Raw genomic sequence first — 15,010 nt, forward strand, 5'->3', positions numbered from 1 at the left:
GGACGCCGGGCGACCTGGACCTGATGGAAATCAACGAGGCGTTCGCGGCGCAGGCGCTGGCGGTGCACAAGCAGATGGGCTGGGACACGTCGAAGGTGAACGTGAACGGCGGGGCGATCGCGATCGGCCACCCGATCGGTGCGTCGGGCTGCCGGATCCTGGTGACGCTGCTGCACGAGATGGTCAAGCGCGACGCGAAGCGCGGGCTGGCGTCGCTGTGCATCGGCGGCGGGATGGGCGTCGCGCTCGCGGTCGAGCGCGACTGAGCAGCAGCCGACGACACGGTTCGCTTGCGGCGCGGGTCGGCGCTGCGGGCGAGCCGGGCGGTTTTCGCGCAACACAGGCAGTCAACAACAAAGCGCGGTGCCGATGCGCGACGCGTCCGCGAAGCGGGCGGGGGCTGCGCATCGAAGCGGTGGGGCGGCGGCATGTCCGATGCCGTCGCCCCGCCTTTCATCGATTACTTTTTTGTCGGTAATTCATAGTATGACTAAGCGAATTGCAGTTGTGACGGGTGGGATGGGCGGCCTCGGCGAAGCGGTCAGCATCAGGTTGAACGACGCGGGTCATCGGGTAGTCGTCACGTATTCGCCGAACAACACCGGCGCGGACCGCTGGCTGACCGAGATGCATGCGGCCGGCCGCGAATTCCATGCGTATCCGGTGGACGTGGCCGATCACGATTCATGCCAGCAATGCATCGAGAAGATCGTGCGGGACGTCGGCCCGGTCGACATTCTCGTGAACAATGCGGGCATCACGCGCGACATGACGCTGCGCAAGCTCGACAAGGTCAACTGGGATGCGGTGATCCGCACCAACCTCGACTCCGTGTTCAACATGACTAAGCCGGTCTGCGACGGCATGGTCGAGCGCGGCTGGGGCCGCATCGTCAACATCTCGTCGGTGAACGGCTCGAAGGGGTCGGTCGGCCAGACCAACTATGCGGCCGCGAAGGCCGGCATGCACGGCTTCACGAAATCGCTCGCGCTGGAGATCGCGCGCAAGGGCGTGACGGTGAACACGGTGTCGCCCGGCTATCTCGCGACGAAGATGGTTACCGCGATCCCGCAGGACATCCTCGACACGAAGATCCTCCCGCAGATTCCGGCGGGCCGGCTCGGCAAGCCCGAGGAAGTCGCGGCGCTGGTGGCCTATCTGTGCTCGGAGGAGGCCGGCTTCGTGACGGGCTCCAACATCGCGATCAACGGCGGTCAGCACATGCACTGACGCGCGGCGGCCCGCACGGCGTTCGCGCCCGGGCGGGCCGCGTTCCGCACCATTCCGTGCCGAAGCGGCAGGCGCGCCGCTTCGGCCTCGCATTCCGGAGAACGCATGGGCGACACCTGGATGGGACTCGTGATCGGCGGCTCGGCACTGGCCGTCGCGCTGACGATGGCGATCGCGCTCTACTGGCTCGAGCGGCGCCGCGCGCGGCTGCTGCGGAATTTCGATCATCGCGATTGCTGGCTCGTCGCGTACGGCAAGTGCTTCGCGCGCAGGCCGGCGCGGTCGTTGCGCCGCATGCGCGGTGCACGCTGAGCGCGGCGCCGACGCGTCGCGATCGGTGAACGCTCGATCGGCGATCGATGGGCGGTCATGCCCCGCGCGCATGCCGTCGGCCACGCGCGCGGGATGCGCGATCAGTCGTTCCTTTCGCTCTTTCCGGCCGACTCGCCCGAGTCGTTCTTGTGGAAGATCCGCTTCGTCGTGCGCTTGGTGGCTTCCCAGCCTTCGCGCGACGCATGCGCGACGCCGTGCCCGACCGCCTTCGCGGCGCTCGCGGTCGCATGGCCGAAGCTGCGCGCCGCGTCGCCGGTCTTGTGCGCGGCTTCCTTCGAATCGCGCTTGATGTCCTGCTTCACTTCCGACATGTCCGCGTGGGCGAGCGGGCCGAGCAGCGCCAGAACGAGCGCGGCGCCAATGAACTGACGAACTTTCACGACCGGTTTCCTTGAGGTAAGCCTCTTCATCGAGGATTCGTGTTGCCGGCGGGCGCCGGTTGAAACGCGCCGGCGGCCGATGCGTCGAGCATCACCGCCGCGCGGCCGGACAGCAGCACGCGCTCGCCGCAGCGCAGCGCGAAGCCGTACAGCACCGAGCGGCCGTCGCCGCTCATGCGTTCCGCGTCGACGGTGAGCGGCTGCTCGAAGGTGTCGAGCCGGTCGACGAACGCGTCGACGTTGCGCACGCTCGCGAGATAGCCGGCGCGCGGGCGCGCCTCATGCGCACCGAGCAGCGCGCCGTGTACGGCCATCGCCTGCGCCGCGTACTCGATGCCGCAGACCGACGCGAGCCGCCCGTGCGCGCGCAGCGGGTTGTGCGGATCGCGGTGGCTCGTCGCGGTGCAGCGAATTCGTTCGGCATCCCACGCATCGACCGAATCGAGCACGCACATCGTGCCGGCGTGCGGAATGTGCGCGGCAATCCACGCGTGGTCGAGCGGCGCGGTCAATACGACCGTCGTGGTCATCGCGCGCGCTCCGCGAAAGAGTCGGGCATCGCGACGTCGACCTGCACGCGCGTATCGGCCAGGTAGTCGAGCACGACGCGCGTCGATTGCCGCGTGGCGAGCGCGTCAAGCAGCGGCAGCACGCGGGCGGCCGGATTGCCGGCGCGCAGTGCGTCGAGCTCGGCATGCGCGAGCGTCGTGGCGGGCGCATCGGTGAGCTGCACGTCGATGCGGGCGAGCGTGCGTTCGCTCGCTTCCGGCGCGAACACGAGCGCGACGCCGAACGCGTCGCCGATCGGCCGCACCGCACGCAGCGGTTCCGGATAGTCGGTGTCGTACGCGATCAGCAGGCTCGGCACGCGATCGACGACGACCTGGCACAGGCTTTCGAGCAGGCCGGCGGCAAAGCTGCCGTCGTGCGCGCACAGCACGTTCGACGTCGCCATCGCGCGGGTCGCGATGCTCCAGTAGCCGGCCGGGGCGTTGTGCACCGAGTTGTGGAAGCGGGTCGGCGACAGCTGGCGATCGTCGCCGGCCAGCGTTTCGCAGATCGCGTGGCAGTTCTGGCCGTCGCCGCCGGATGCGCTGAACACGGTCGCGAGCGTCGCGGCGTCGCGGCCGCTCGCGGCCACCGCCGCGTGGCCGACCGCGAGCGCGGCGCGCACGACGGGGCCCGTGCGACGCCGCTCGGCGGACGGCAGCCCGGCGGGCGGCGGCAGTTCGGTGCGGGCGGCCGCGTAGGGCGCGCGGCCCGCGAGCACGTCGGCCGCGTGCGGCCAGTCGGTCAATCCCGGCCCGACGAGGCCGATGCTCTCGATGAACGCGGTGAGTGTCATGGCGGGCCTCAACGGCGGGCGCGACCGGCCACGTGCCGGGCGCGGCCGAGGATCAGGCTGCAATTCGTGCCGCCGAAGCCGAACGAATTGGAGAGGACGGCGCGCACGCGCGTGTCGCGGCTCGCGAGCACGTAGTCGGCGACGAGCGCCGGGTCGGGCTGCGTCGTGTTGACGCCGGCCGGCACGAACTGCTCCTGCAGCGCGAGCGCGGCGACGATCGCCTCCAGCGCACCGGCCGCGCCCAGCGTGTGGCCGGTCGCGCCCTTCGTCGAGCTGCACGGCGTGCGGGCGAACAGCGCGCCGAGCGCGCGGCTTTCCGCTGCATCGTTGCTCGGGGTCGCGGTGCCGTGCAGGTTCACGTAGTCGATATCGTGCGCGCCGAGGCCGGCGGATGCGAGCGCCTGCTCGATCGCGGCGCGCGCGCCGAGCCCTTCCGGATGCGGCGACGACATGTGATGCGCATCGCTCGATTCGCCGATGCCGAGCAGCAGGATCGCGTCGTCGTCGAGCGCAGCGGGCGGGTCGGGCACACGTTCGACGAGCGCGAACGCGGCGGCCTCGCCGATCGAGATGCCGTCGCGTGCCGTGTCGAACGGCCGGCATGGCCGGCGCGACAGCAGTTCGAGCGAATTGAAGCCGTACAGCGTCGTCAGGCACAGCGAATCGACGCCGCCGACGACGGCCGCGTCGATCAGCCCGGCCTCGATCATGCGGCGCGCGGAGCCGAACGCCTTCGCGCCGGACGAACACGCGGACGAGATCGCCATCGCCGGCCCGCGCAGCGCGAAATACGCGCGCACGAACGCGGCCGGCGAATACGGGTTGTGCGTGTGCGCATAGCGGAAATCGGCCGGCAGCGCGCCGCTCGCCGGATCGCGGCGCTGGTACGCGCGTTCGGTTTCGAGGATGCCGGCCGTGCTCGTGCCGACGAACACGCCGATGCGTGCGGCGCCGTAGCGCGCAGCGGCCGCCGCGACGCGGGCGTCGAAGCCGTCCTGCGTCAGGCCGAGTTGCGCGAGGCGGTTGTTGCGGCATTCGAAGTCGGCGAGATCGGCGCGCACGGGGTGCGCATCGACGCCGTCCACCGCGCCGATCCACGTGTCGAGATCCGCGCGCTCGAAGTTGCACGGCACGAGCCCGCCGCGGGCGCGGCGCAGCGCATCGAGGGTCGCGTCGAGGCCGCGGCCGATGCAGCTGGTGGCGGTGAAGTGCGAGAGCAGGAGAGGGTTCACGAGGGTCGCATCCGGTGGCCGGAACGGGCGCCGCAGCAGAGCTGGCAGGCGCGCCGTTCGCGGTCAGATTTTATCAAACGGGGGTGCCGGCACGCGCGGCTGGCCGGGCGGTTCGGGCGGTTCAGGCGCGAGCGCCGCGCGCAACGTGGTCCAGTGCAACTGCGCGTCGGCGGCCGCGCGCAGCACCGCGTGCAGCACGTCGAGCACGACCGGTTCGCCGCGCGCATCGCGTGCGGCATGACCGTCGTGGACCAGCAGGATGTCGCGCGCCTCGAGGCCGTGCAGCAGGCGGCGCGTGACGGTCGCGGCGTCGCGCGCCCGCGTGTCGAAGCCGCGCCGCGTCCAGCTCGCCAGTTGCAGCCCGAATTCGCACAGCACCGGTTCGAGAAACGGATTGCGCAGGCCCGCCGGTGCGCGGAAGAACAGCGGGCGCGTGCCGGCGATGTCGGTCAGCGTCTGCTGCGCGGCCGCGATCTCGCGCCGCAGTGCGGCCGGCCCCGACAGCGAGAACGTATGGCGGTGCCGCTGGCTGTGGTTCTCCACCGCGTGACCACGCGCGACGATCGCCTCGATCCACCGCGGATGGCGGCGCGCGAGATCGCCGATGCAGAAGAACGTCGCACGCGCGTCGTAACGGTCGAGCAGGTCGAGCACGCGCGGTGTGACGTCCGGGTCCGGGCCGTCGTCGATCGTCAGCGCGATGCGGCGGCCCGCGCCGGCCGGCAGGCGCGTCCAGTTCGGGCCGAGCAGCGTGCTGCGCGGCCACAGGCCCGCCGCGGTCAGCGCGAGATGCGATGCGACCGCGCCACCGACGGCCCACGGCCACGTGGCCGGTTGCGCGACCACGGCGGCGGCCGCGCCCGCGTGCAGTGCGGCGGCGCCCGCGATCAGCGGCGTCGGCTTCCAGCGGCGTGCGTCGCCGGCGTGGCGCGGCGGCATGGACGACGACGCGTTCATGCGCGGCCTCCACGTTCACCATGACCGATCGTCGCCGCGGCGCGCGGCGCGAGAATCGCCGCGAACGCGAGCGCGAGCATCGCGCCGGGGCCGACGGTCAGCCCGAAGGTTTCGAGCAGCGGCACGCGCGACAGCGCGAGCAGCCCGAAGCCGGCGACCGTCGCGAGGTTCGCGATCAGCAGCGATACCAGCGTGTACGGCGTGACGGGCTGCGCATCCGCGCGCCGGCAGAAGAACAGCGCGTAGTTCGAGCCGACCGCGACGATCAGCAGCATCCCGACCAGGTGCAGGATCGTCAGTTGCACGCCGGCGAGCGCGAAGCCGGCCGTCACGACCAGCACGGCCGCGACGAGTGGCGCAAGGGCGCGCGCGGCGCGGCGCGGCGATCGCAGCGCGATCAGCAGCAGCACGGCGATCGCGGCGAACCCCGCGAGCGACAGCCGGATGTCCTCGTGCACGTAGCTCACGTACAGGCGATCGGCTTCGGCCTTCATGTCGACGAACAGCGCATCGGGCACGCCCGCGCGCGCGACGGCGGCGCGAATCGGTGTCGCATCGAGGCTCGACGCCGGTTGCGCGGTGCGTGCGGCGTCCGGCGCACGCAGCGGCAGCATCGCGCTCCAGCGGTCGTCGCGTTCGGTCAGCAGCGCGTCGACGGCGAGCGCCATCGACGTGCCGTGCAGGTCCGCGCGTGTCAGCAGCGGCGCGTGACGCGCGGCGTCGACGTCGGTGAGGAACGGCGCGAACAGGTCGGGCTTCACCGCGATCGGCTGGTGCGCGACGGCATCGCGCATCCGCGCGGCAAGCGTGTTCGCATCCGGCAGGCTCGCCTGGCGGGCGCGCTGCGCGGCGTCGCTCGGCAGGTAGCGGGCCGGATTGTCGAAACCGCCGAGCGTGCCGCGCTCGACGAGCGGCTGCAATTGCGCGGCCACTTTTTCCGCGCCTTCGAGTGCGGCCTGTTCGGTCGGCGCGGTAATCACGACGAGGTAGCGCACGTCGGGCGCGCCGACGTCGGCGCGCAGCCGGGCGTCGAGCGCCTGCGCCGGTGCCGGTACGGGGCTGAGCGCGGCGAGCTCGCGGCTCCACAGGCCGTCGCGATGCAGCGCGAGCGTCGCGCAGGCGGCGACCACGAGCACCGCGAGCGGCCAGCGCAGCCGCGGCGCGGCGTCGGCCGCGCGCGCGAGCACGGCGCCGACGCGCGAGACGTCGCGGATCGCGACATGCTCGCCGCGCAGGTGCGGCAGCACGAAGCGCGTGACGAGCGCGGCGGCCGTCAGGCCGACGATCGAATACAGCCCGAGCTGCACGAGGCCCGGGAAGCCGGAGAACAGCATCGACGCGAACCCGCACACCGACGTCAGCACGCCGAGCCGGATCGTCGGCCAGTACGCGGCGACCCACGCGCGCTTCGCGTCGGCCGGGCGTGCCGTGCCGCGCGTACCGGCCTGCGCCGATTGCACGAACAGGTAGATCGAATAGTCGACGGCTTCGCCGATCAGCGTCGTACCGAACCCGAGCGTCAGCCCGTGGACCGTGCCGAACGCGACGCTGACCGCCGCGATCCCGGCCGCGACGCCCGTCAGCACCGGCAGCAGGCCGAGCGCGAGCGTGCGCGGCGACCGGTACAGCGTGAGCAGCAGCGCGACGATCAGCACGACGCTCGCCGTCGACAGCCGCTCGACGTCGTGCCGGATCGTGTCGCGCGTGTCGACCGAGAACACGCCGGGGCCGGTCATCGCGAGCGTGGTGCCGGCCGCATTCGGTACGGCCTGCGTCGCGGCCGCGAACGCGCGGCGCACCGCGTCGATCGCGCGGGCCTGCGCATCGGTATCGGAGCCGGCGGCGGCCGTCTGCACGACCAGCACCGCGCGCGTGCCGTCGCGCGATGCCCACACGCCGTCGCGGCTCGCCGGTTCGGCCGCGCTGTCGAGCCCGTCGACAAGCGCGGCGACTTCGCCGGTCGGGTCGCGCGGCAGCATCGCCTTCGCGACGAGGCCGGCCGACGAACTCAGCAGGTCGAGGCTGTCGCCGAGCGCCTGGTGCAGGCCGTCGGCGCTGAAGCGCTGCGGCGTGACGGCCGGGCTCAGCAGGTAGCGATGAGCGAAGACGAATTGCCGGTCGCGCGCGTCGTTCGCGGCTTCGCCGTTGTGCACGGCCGCGAACCGCGGATCGGTGCGCAGCGTGCCGGCGACGCGCCGCGACAGCGCGGCGCGCGTGCCGGCATCGCCGCCATCGATCGCGACGAGGATCAGGCGCGACACGATGCCGTCGCGCAACTGGTCGACGAGCACGCGCTGCCCGGCGCTCGGCGCATTCGGCAGGAACGCTGACAGGTCGGCGGTGAACTGCGCGCGCCCGATCGCGACGCCGCACGCGACGAGCGCGAGCAGCCACACGAGCACCGCGCGCTGCCGCCACGCGGGTGGGCGACGCGTGACGGGCGAGGGGCGCGTACGATCGTCCATCAGTTCGCGTGCGCCGCGACGGGTTGCAGGCGCATCACCGAACGATCGCCGTCGGCCTGCCGGATCGCGACGCTGCGCAACACGTCACGCGTGCCGTCGAGCGTGATCGTGCTGACGACCTTCAGCATCCGCGAGTCGAGCGGCGTGAGCGTCAGCGTCCAGTCGTCGCCGCGTCCGGCAAGGGCGACCTTGTACACCTGTTCGAGCGCGAAGCGGTTGCCGGCGAGCGTCGCGCGGATGCTGTCGATGAACGCGCCGAGTTCCGGATAGCGCGCGAGCGCGAGCGTGTATTTGCGGTTGTTGCGCTCGACGGTGAGCATGTCGCCGTCGACGACGAGGTGTTCGGGCGTCGGGCGCAGCGTGTGCTTTTCCAGATGATCCGGCGCGACGAACACCAGTTCGCCCGACGATTCGATCGGCTGCGTGGCGATCGACAGGGTCTTCGTCTCGGTGAAGGTCGCGCGGCCCGACTTGTGCTGCGCGAGCGTCGACATCAGCCGGTCGAGGGTCCAGGCCGTTCCGGTATCGGCCGCGTGCGCGGGCACGGCCAGCGCGATCGCGGCGGCGGTGGCGGCGACCACGCGGATAACACCGGCGATGCGGGGCGACGAAAACGGGAGCAGGCAGCGGCGAACGGCGGTCATGCGTCGGAATCCCTCGTGGTGGTCAGGTCGGCGCCGGCGTGCGCCGCCTCGCGGCGCGCGGTTGCGGCCGTGGCATCGCCGCCTTGCCAGAAATCGAAATAGTTGAACCAGTTGTACGGCGCCGCGCGGCAGTACCGGTCGAGCAGCGCGACGTAGCGCGCGAGCGCCGCGTCGACCGCCGCCGCGCGCGCATCGCGCCGCACGTCGGAGAAATCGGCGAGCGTCTCGAAGTGCACATCGTAGCGGTTGCCGTCGCGATAGAGGCCCGTCATGAAGATCACCGGGCGCTTCAGCATCGCGGCCATGTAAAGCGGCCCGAGCGGGAACGCGGCCGGCGCGCCGAGCAGCGGCACGCGCCGCAGCGACGCGGCCGCGTCGTCGAGCAGCGTGCGGTCGGCGAGCATGCCGACCATGCAGTTCGCGTCGAGGCGCTCGCGTACCTTCAGCATCGAGTCGACCTGGCCGAGCGGAATCACCTCCGGCTGCGCGGCCGGGTTCACCGCCGCGAGCGTCGCGTTGATCTTGCGCGCGTTCTTCTCGTACATCGTGACGACCACGCGCAGGTCCGGATGCGTGCGGCCGATCGCGCGCACGACTTCGAAGCTGCCGAGATGCGCGCCCATCAGGAACGCGCCACGTCCGCCCGCGAGCGCATCGTCGACGAGCGTTTCGCCGTGCAGCCGGATGTCGAACAGGTCGAAGCGCCCGTTCATCAGGTACACGCGATCGTGGATCGTCGCCGCGAACGTGAACACGTGCCGATAGACGTCGCGCCAGCGCGCGGGGCGCCCGAGCACGCGGCGCAGGTAGTCGCGCGACGCCGCGCACGCGGCCGGCGAGAACAGCACGAAATACGTCGCGATCAGGTGCAGCACGATACGCGCGCGCGGCCGGCCGAAGCGCAGCGAGATCCACGTCATCACGCGCAGCAAGCCCGCGTTGCTGCGCTCCTGGCGTTCGGCCCATGCGGTGCGCTTCATGGCTGCGCGCCATCCTGCACGGACGGTGGTGCGGACAGCACGCCGGTCGCGACCTCGCGCGACCCGGTGCGCACCGTGAAACGGATCGCGCCGCTGGCCGCCGCGTCGTACGCGAGATCGAGCGGTTCGCCGGGCGCGACCGGGCTCAGGAATTTCGCGGACCCGAGCCGCCACGCATGCAGCGGACGGTTCATCGCCGCGCCGATCATGTGGATCGCGTGATCGAGCAGCACGACGCCCGGCACGACCGGATGGCCGGGGAAGTGGCCGGGCAGCGCGGGGTGATCGGCGGCAATCGTGAACGCGAGCGCGGACGAGGGCGTGCGGGCCGGGTCGCGCCCGGCCGGCGGCGTGGGCGTCGCGCCCGTGGCACGCGCATGTTGCGCCACGAGCGCCGCCAGCACGTCGCGCGGCAGCTTGCCCGTTTCGTTGCGCGGCAGCGCATCGACGAACACGAGTGGGCGCGGCATGAACGCCGGATCGATCCGCTCGCGCAGCGCGCGTTGCAGATCGGCGGCCGAGAGCGTCGGCGCGACGACCAGCGCGACGAGCCGCGTGACCGGCTCGAGGGCGGTGTCGCCGTGCGCCGGCGCGGCTTCGTCCGGCATGAAGAACACGCCGTCGACCACCTCCGCGATCGCGTTGAGCTGATGGTTCAGGTACGCGAGCGACGTGCGCTTGCCGGCGATGTTGACGAGGTCGGCCTTGCGGCCGTGCAGCAGGAACCGGCCGTCGCCGAGCAGTTCGAGCGCATCGCCCATCGGCACGGGCGCCTCGACGTGCCCGCCCGATACCCACACGGTCGGCCCGCTGTCGTCGCCGTCCGGTGCGTCGCGGGCATCGAGCCGGATGTCCGGGAACCGTTCCCACGCCGCGCCTTGCGACGTGCGACGGGTCGCGATCTGACCGGTCTCGGTGCTGCCGTAGATCTCGACGAGCGGCGCGTCGAGCGCGGCCTCGGCTTCGCGCGCGAGCTTTTCCGACAGCGGCGCGGTGGCCGACAGCACCAGCGCCGCGCGCGGCAGCGCATGGCCGGCGGACAGCAGCGCGCGCAGGTGGATCGGCGACGTGACGAGCACACGCGGCTGCGGGAGCGCGTCGAGTTCGTCGCGAATGTCGCTCGGGTAGAACGGCTGGCGGTTGCTGAACGCGAGGCCGCCGATCAGCGCGAGCAGCACCGTCGACTCGAAACCGTACATGTGTTGCGCGGGCACTGTGCCGATCAGCGTCGCCGCACGGCCGTCGAGCAGCCCGAGCCGCTCGGCCGCCGCGCGCACGCAGCCGACCAGGAAGCCCCAGGTCTTGCGGTGCGGCACCGGCGCGCCGGTCGAGCCGGACGTGAACACGTAGGCCATGATCCGCGCCGCGTCGATTTGCGGGACGGCGAACGGCGCATCGGCCGCCGGTTTGCCCGGCGCGGCGTCGGGATACGCGAAGCGCGGCAGGTCGATCGCGCAGTCGGGCGCATCGTGCAGGCAGAACGCATCGGGCGCGAACGACGCGAGCTGGCGGACCATTTCCGGCGTGTGCGTCGACGGCAGCAGGCTGATCTTGCCGGCGACGAGCGCCGCGCACAGGCTGACCGCGAAGCGATAGCGGTCGCGGCACACGTTGAACACATGGCCGCCGGCGGGCAGCGCGGCGGCCACGCGCGCGACGTCGGCGACGAACGCGCGCACGGTGACGGGCGAGCCGTCGCGCCAGGCGATCGTCCGGTCGGGCGAGGAATGGAATACCAGCGGGTGAGTCGGCATAAATCGGTCAAGACGGGAACGAAGGCCGGCGCGGCCATGGAGCCGCGCCGGTCATGAATTCATCGCGAGGCCTGCGATGCGTGGGTCGACGCGCGATACGCGCGCACCGCGTCGACCATTCGCGGCCGCGGCTCGTGCGGCAGCGCGACACGCCGGCACGCATGCTCGGCGGCGAACATCACGGCGACGAGCGGCAGCGACAGGTAGTTCGCGAAGGTCGACCACGTGACGATCGGCGCGGTCGCGAACAGCAGCGTCGACACGGCGGCGGTCGCGACGAAGAACAGCGTCCACGCGAGCGTGATCCGGCGCGTGTAGCGCGCGACGGCCGGCGTGACGGTGCCGTGGATCATCGCGGCGAAGCGGGTGCACAGCGGCACGTCGCCGGCCACGAGCGTGCGGCCGAACAGCAGCGCCATCGCGACGTTGAAGCTCGCGTGCTCCAGATACAGGCCCCATTCGAAGTGCTGCGCGAGCGGCGCGCGCGCGGTCCACAACGCGGCGGCGGCCAGCAGCCATGCCGGCACGAGCCACGCGCGCCGCGGCGAGCGCAGCGCCACGCCGAGCGCGAGCAGCAGCGGCGGCACGAGCGCCATCGCGAGGCCGACGCCGTGCGCGCCCGGTGTCGCGCTCGCGTAGTGCGCGCCAACCTGGTACGCGGCCACGGCGCCGACCGCTGCGACGCCGCGCACGACGGGCAGCAGCCGGCTCATCGACGGCCTCCGGGCGCACGGCGCGCGCACCGGCCGGCGGCCGGGCTGCAGCGGCTGACGGGCGGGCGAACCGGAACGGGGCGCAAGGGCGGACGCGGCATCACTGGAAACATCGGGCGGATCGTGGCCGGACGCGGGGTCGGGCCGTCAAACATCATATGAATGGCGGCCGGGACGCGAGTCCGGGCCGATGGTCGGGCACGCACATTTTAGGGCCGCGGCGGGGCGGCTTCGGGCCGCCCGCGACCGGGTTTTGTAACCGATTGTATGGCACCGGACGAACGGTTTCGCGGGGTCGGTCCATTTCCATCCAAAGCGGCTCAAGCGTCTCGTCCATTCCCGTGCGCAACGGGCCGCGGCGCCGGCTAGCGAGTCTGTAACCATTCGCGGTATACGACCCGATACCCATCGTCTAGAATCCGCGTAACTTTTACAAACGATCCCCACATGACGCAGGCGGGGAAGCCGGCAGACGCCGGAGGGACGGAGATTTGCACGCGCCGGGCGTGCACGACGGTTGCCGTTTCCGGGCGCCTCCCGCTGCCATGGGCCGCCTGCCCGCACGCATGATGAACGCACTGGAACAAGAGCTCGCCACGCTGATCATCGGCGAACTGAATCTCGAAGACGTCCCGCTCGAAACAGTGACGGCCGACACCCCGCTGTATGGCGAAGGTTTCGGGCTCGACTCCATCGACATCCTGGAAATCGCGCTGCTGATCTCGAAGAAATACGGCTTCGAACTGCGCTCGGACAATCCGGACAACCAGACGATCTTTGCGACGCTCGGTGCGCTGGCTGCCTACGTCGCCGCGCATCGCACGAAGTGACGGCGTCGCTCGGCGGACGATGCGCGACGGCATCGATCGAGGGGAAAACGCGATGAACGGAGCAAGGCGATGCGGGCGCTCGTGACGGGCGGCAGCGGTGTGCTGGGGCAGGCGATCTGCACGGCGCTCGCGCAGGCCGGCCATGAAGTGTGGGTGCATGCGAACCGCCATCTCGCGCAGGCGGAGGCGGTCGCGCAGCAGATCGTCGCGGCCGGCGGCGCCGCGCACGCGATCGCGTTCGACGTGACCGACGCCGACGCGACGCTCGCCGCGCTGCAGCCGTTCATCGACGATGCGCCGGTGCAGATCCTCGTCAACAACGCGGGCATCCACGACGACGCGCCGATGGCCGGCATGTCGCGCCGGCAATGGCACAGCGTGATCGACGTGACGCTCAACGGCTTTTTCAACGTCACGCAGCCGTTGCTGCTGCCGATGATCCGCACGCGGCGCGGACGGATCGTCAACATCGCATCGGTGGCCGGCGTGACGGGCAATCGCGGGCAGGCCAACTACGCGGCCGCGAAGGCGGGGCTGATCGGCGCGACGAAGTCGCTGTCGCTGGAGCTCGCGTCGCGCGGCATCACCGTGAACGCGGTGGCGCCGGGCATCATCGCGTCGCCGATGGCCGAACAGGCGTTTCCCGCCGAACGCATCAAGCAGCTCGTGCCCGCGCAGCGCGCGGGCCGGCCCGACGAAGTCGCGGCGATGGTCGCGTATCTCGTGTCCGACGCCGCGGCCTATGTGACGGGGCAGGTGTTGTCCGTCAACGGCGGGCTCGCATGACGAAGCGCGCCGCGTGGGCCTGACGTAACGCAACGCGGTGCAGGGCCGCGTGATCGCGCGGCCCGTGCCGCATCGTGAGGAAATCGAAGTGTCCGTGCATCCAGTCGACGCCGAACGGCGTCCGTGTCCGATGTTGCCCGCCGCCGCGCCTGCGGCCGCGCCGTTCGCGCACGGCGGCGGCCGCGCGCTGCGGCTCGTCCAGGCGAGCCATGCGAGGCTCGTCGCGCTGCTGCACGATGCGCGCGGCCGGGCTGACGGATTCGATCGCGTGTTTCCCGGCGCGCTGGGCGCGGTGTGCATCGGCGCGGCGGGAACACCGGACGCATCGCGCGCGGCCGCCATGGCGCGGATGCTGACCGATGCCGCGCCCGGCCTGCCGGTCGCACCGGTACAGATGGCGCTGCTCGGCGCCGACGTCGCACCGGACGATGCGGTCTGCGAAGTGTGGCAATGCGATGCGCACGACCTGCGCAGCGAGCGGCGCGGTGCGCTGCACTACCGCTACAGCGAAGCGGCGGGGCTCGTGTTCGGCAGCCTCGTCGTGCACGAGACGGACGCGGCGGACGACGCGCCGCGCGACGGCGGCACGCCGCTCGAACGCGCGACGTTCGACGCGTACCGCGCGCTGTTCGAGCTGCTCGATACGCTGGGCATCCCGCATCCGCTGCGGATCTGGAACACCGTGCCGGCAATCAATGCGGTGCAGTTCGGGATCGAGCGCTATCGTCAGTTCAATATCGGCCGTCAGCAGGCGTTCGACGCGTGCCGCCGCGCACTGACGGGCGGCGTGCCGGCCGCGTGCGCGCTCGGCTCGGTCGTGCCGGTCGCCGGCGATGCGTCGCCGGCCGCGCCGCTCGCGATCCATTTCCTCGCGAGCCGCACGCCGGCCGATTCCATCGAGAATCCGCGCCAGGTGAGCGCCTATCACTATCCGGCGCAGTACGGCCCGCGCGCGCCGACGTTCGCGCGCGCCGCCGCGTGGGCCGACGGCGACGCGACGCCGGTGCTGTTCGTCTCGGGCACCGCGAGCATCGTCGGGCACCGCACCGTGCATCGCGGCGACGTCGTCGCGCAGACGCGCGAGACGGTCGCGAACCTCGCGGCGGTGCTCGAGCAGGCCGCGCGGCAGGGGCACGGCCCGTTCTCGCTCGCGGACCTCGGCTATCGCGTCTACGTGCGCGATGCAGGCGACCCCGCGGCGCTGGCCGCGATCGGCCGCGTGCTGCGCGAGGCCGCCGGTCCTCACGTGCGGCCGCTGTTCGTGCATGCGGACGTGTGCCGCGACGACCTGCTGGTCGAGATCGAGGCCAGCGCCGGTCATGCGATGGAGTGGCTGTCATGAAGCGCGAGAGCCTCACGAT

At 71.8% G+C, this 15,010-nt stretch carries 15 protein-coding genes and 1 pseudogene; 6 read left to right on the forward strand and 10 right to left on the reverse strand.

Annotated features, from left to right (window positions below; all coding sequences use genetic code 11):
- From H0X95_RS11145 to H0X95_RS11155, 3 genes and pseudogenes are all read left to right on the forward strand, one after another.
- Nucleotides 1-266: pseudogene (locus H0X95_RS11145) on the forward strand (acetyl-CoA C-acetyltransferase); the annotation flags it as partial.
- Nucleotides 267-486: 220 nt separating this feature from the next.
- On the forward strand, nucleotides 487-1,230 hold the full coding sequence (gene phbB / locus H0X95_RS11150; protein WP_012492403.1) for an acetoacetyl-CoA reductase: 744 nt from the start codon (nucleotides 487-489) through the stop codon (nucleotides 1,228-1,230).
- A 105-nt stretch (nucleotides 1,231-1,335) separates the two neighbouring features.
- Nucleotides 1,336-1,542, forward strand: a complete 207-nt coding sequence (locus H0X95_RS11155) for a hypothetical protein (RefSeq protein WP_006481510.1) — start codon at nucleotides 1,336-1,338, stop codon at nucleotides 1,540-1,542.
- Between the two features lie 101 nt (nucleotides 1,543-1,643).
- On the opposite strand, the gene H0X95_RS11160 is transcribed toward H0X95_RS11155, so the two are convergent.
- The 10 genes from H0X95_RS11160 to H0X95_RS11205 all read right to left on the reverse strand — a co-directional run bounded on the left by H0X95_RS11160 (nucleotide 1,644) and on the right by H0X95_RS11205 (nucleotide 12,033).
- Nucleotides 1,644-1,973 carry a hypothetical protein gene (locus H0X95_RS11160; protein ID WP_012492404.1) on the reverse strand — a complete coding sequence of 110 codons (330 nt, stop codon included), beginning with the start codon at nucleotides 1,971-1,973 and terminating at the stop codon, nucleotides 1,644-1,646.
- Nucleotides 1,970-2,473: a hotdog family protein gene (locus H0X95_RS11165; RefSeq protein WP_006481514.1), complete on the reverse strand. Its 504-nt coding sequence runs from the start codon at nucleotides 2,471-2,473 to the stop codon at nucleotides 1,970-1,972. The genes H0X95_RS11160 and H0X95_RS11165 overlap by 4 nt, the downstream gene beginning before the upstream one ends.
- On the reverse strand, nucleotides 2,470-3,288 hold the full coding sequence (locus tag H0X95_RS11170; protein WP_046337479.1) for a beta-ketoacyl synthase chain length factor: 819 nt from the start codon (nucleotides 3,286-3,288) through the stop codon (nucleotides 2,470-2,472). The genes H0X95_RS11165 and H0X95_RS11170 overlap by 4 nt, the downstream gene beginning before the upstream one ends.
- Before the next feature lie 8 nt (nucleotides 3,289-3,296).
- Nucleotides 3,297-4,520: a beta-ketoacyl-[acyl-carrier-protein] synthase family protein gene (locus H0X95_RS11175; RefSeq protein WP_006497414.1), complete on the reverse strand. Its 1,224-nt coding sequence runs from the start codon at nucleotides 4,518-4,520 to the stop codon at nucleotides 3,297-3,299.
- A gap of 63 nt (nucleotides 4,521-4,583) precedes the next feature.
- A complete protein-coding gene (locus H0X95_RS11180; RefSeq protein ID WP_006497413.1) occupies nucleotides 4,584-5,477 on the reverse strand; it encodes a polysaccharide deacetylase family protein in 894 nt (297 codons plus the stop codon).
- Nucleotides 5,474-7,942: an MMPL family transporter gene (locus H0X95_RS11185; protein WP_059720732.1), complete on the reverse strand. Its 2,469-nt coding sequence runs from the start codon at nucleotides 7,940-7,942 to the stop codon at nucleotides 5,474-5,476. The genes H0X95_RS11180 and H0X95_RS11185 overlap by 4 nt, the downstream gene beginning before the upstream one ends.
- A complete protein-coding gene (locus tag H0X95_RS11190; RefSeq protein WP_034201364.1) occupies nucleotides 7,942-8,586 on the reverse strand; it encodes an outer membrane lipoprotein carrier protein LolA in 645 nt (214 codons plus the stop codon). Before H0X95_RS11190 ends, H0X95_RS11185 begins: the two co-directional genes overlap by 1 nt.
- On the reverse strand, nucleotides 8,583-9,566 hold the full coding sequence (locus H0X95_RS11195) for an LpxL/LpxP family acyltransferase (protein ID WP_006490863.1): 984 nt from the start codon (nucleotides 9,564-9,566) through the stop codon (nucleotides 8,583-8,585). The genes H0X95_RS11190 and H0X95_RS11195 overlap by 4 nt, the downstream gene beginning before the upstream one ends.
- Nucleotides 9,563-11,320: an acyl-CoA synthetase family protein gene (locus H0X95_RS11200; protein WP_059720731.1), complete on the reverse strand. Its 1,758-nt coding sequence runs from the start codon at nucleotides 11,318-11,320 to the stop codon at nucleotides 9,563-9,565. Before H0X95_RS11200 ends, H0X95_RS11195 begins: the two co-directional genes overlap by 4 nt.
- A 59-nt stretch (nucleotides 11,321-11,379) precedes the next feature.
- The gene (locus H0X95_RS11205) at nucleotides 11,380-12,033 is read right to left on the reverse strand and encodes a hypothetical protein (RefSeq protein WP_059720730.1); all 654 of its coding nucleotides are present in this window, start codon (nucleotides 12,031-12,033) and stop codon (nucleotides 11,380-11,382) included.
- Between the two features lie 545 nt (nucleotides 12,034-12,578).
- Here H0X95_RS11205 and H0X95_RS11210 point away from each other — a divergent pair.
- The 3 genes from H0X95_RS11210 to H0X95_RS11220 all read left to right on the forward strand — a co-directional run bounded on the left by H0X95_RS11210 (nucleotide 12,579) and on the right by H0X95_RS11220 (nucleotide 14,991).
- Entirely contained in the window at nucleotides 12,579-12,863 is a 285-nt protein-coding gene (locus H0X95_RS11210) for a phosphopantetheine-binding protein (RefSeq protein WP_006490634.1), read from the forward strand.
- Between the two features lie 69 nt (nucleotides 12,864-12,932).
- Nucleotides 12,933-13,649 (forward strand): 3-oxoacyl-ACP reductase FabG, encoded by a 717-nt coding sequence (gene fabG / locus H0X95_RS11215; protein ID WP_006497407.1) that lies wholly within the window; start codon nucleotides 12,933-12,935, stop codon nucleotides 13,647-13,649.
- A gap of 37 nt (nucleotides 13,650-13,686) precedes the next feature.
- Nucleotides 13,687-14,991 (forward strand): chorismate transformation enzyme, FkbO/Hyg5 family, encoded by a 1,305-nt coding sequence (locus H0X95_RS11220; protein WP_059720729.1) that lies wholly within the window; start codon nucleotides 13,687-13,689, stop codon nucleotides 14,989-14,991.
- The last annotated feature ends 19 nt before the right edge of the window (nucleotides 14,992-15,010 follow it).

The sequence above is a fragment of the Burkholderia sp. 9779_493 genome (assembly GCF_015712215.1).
GTDB lineage: Bacteria > Pseudomonadota > Gammaproteobacteria > Burkholderiales > Burkholderiaceae > Burkholderia > Burkholderia cenocepacia.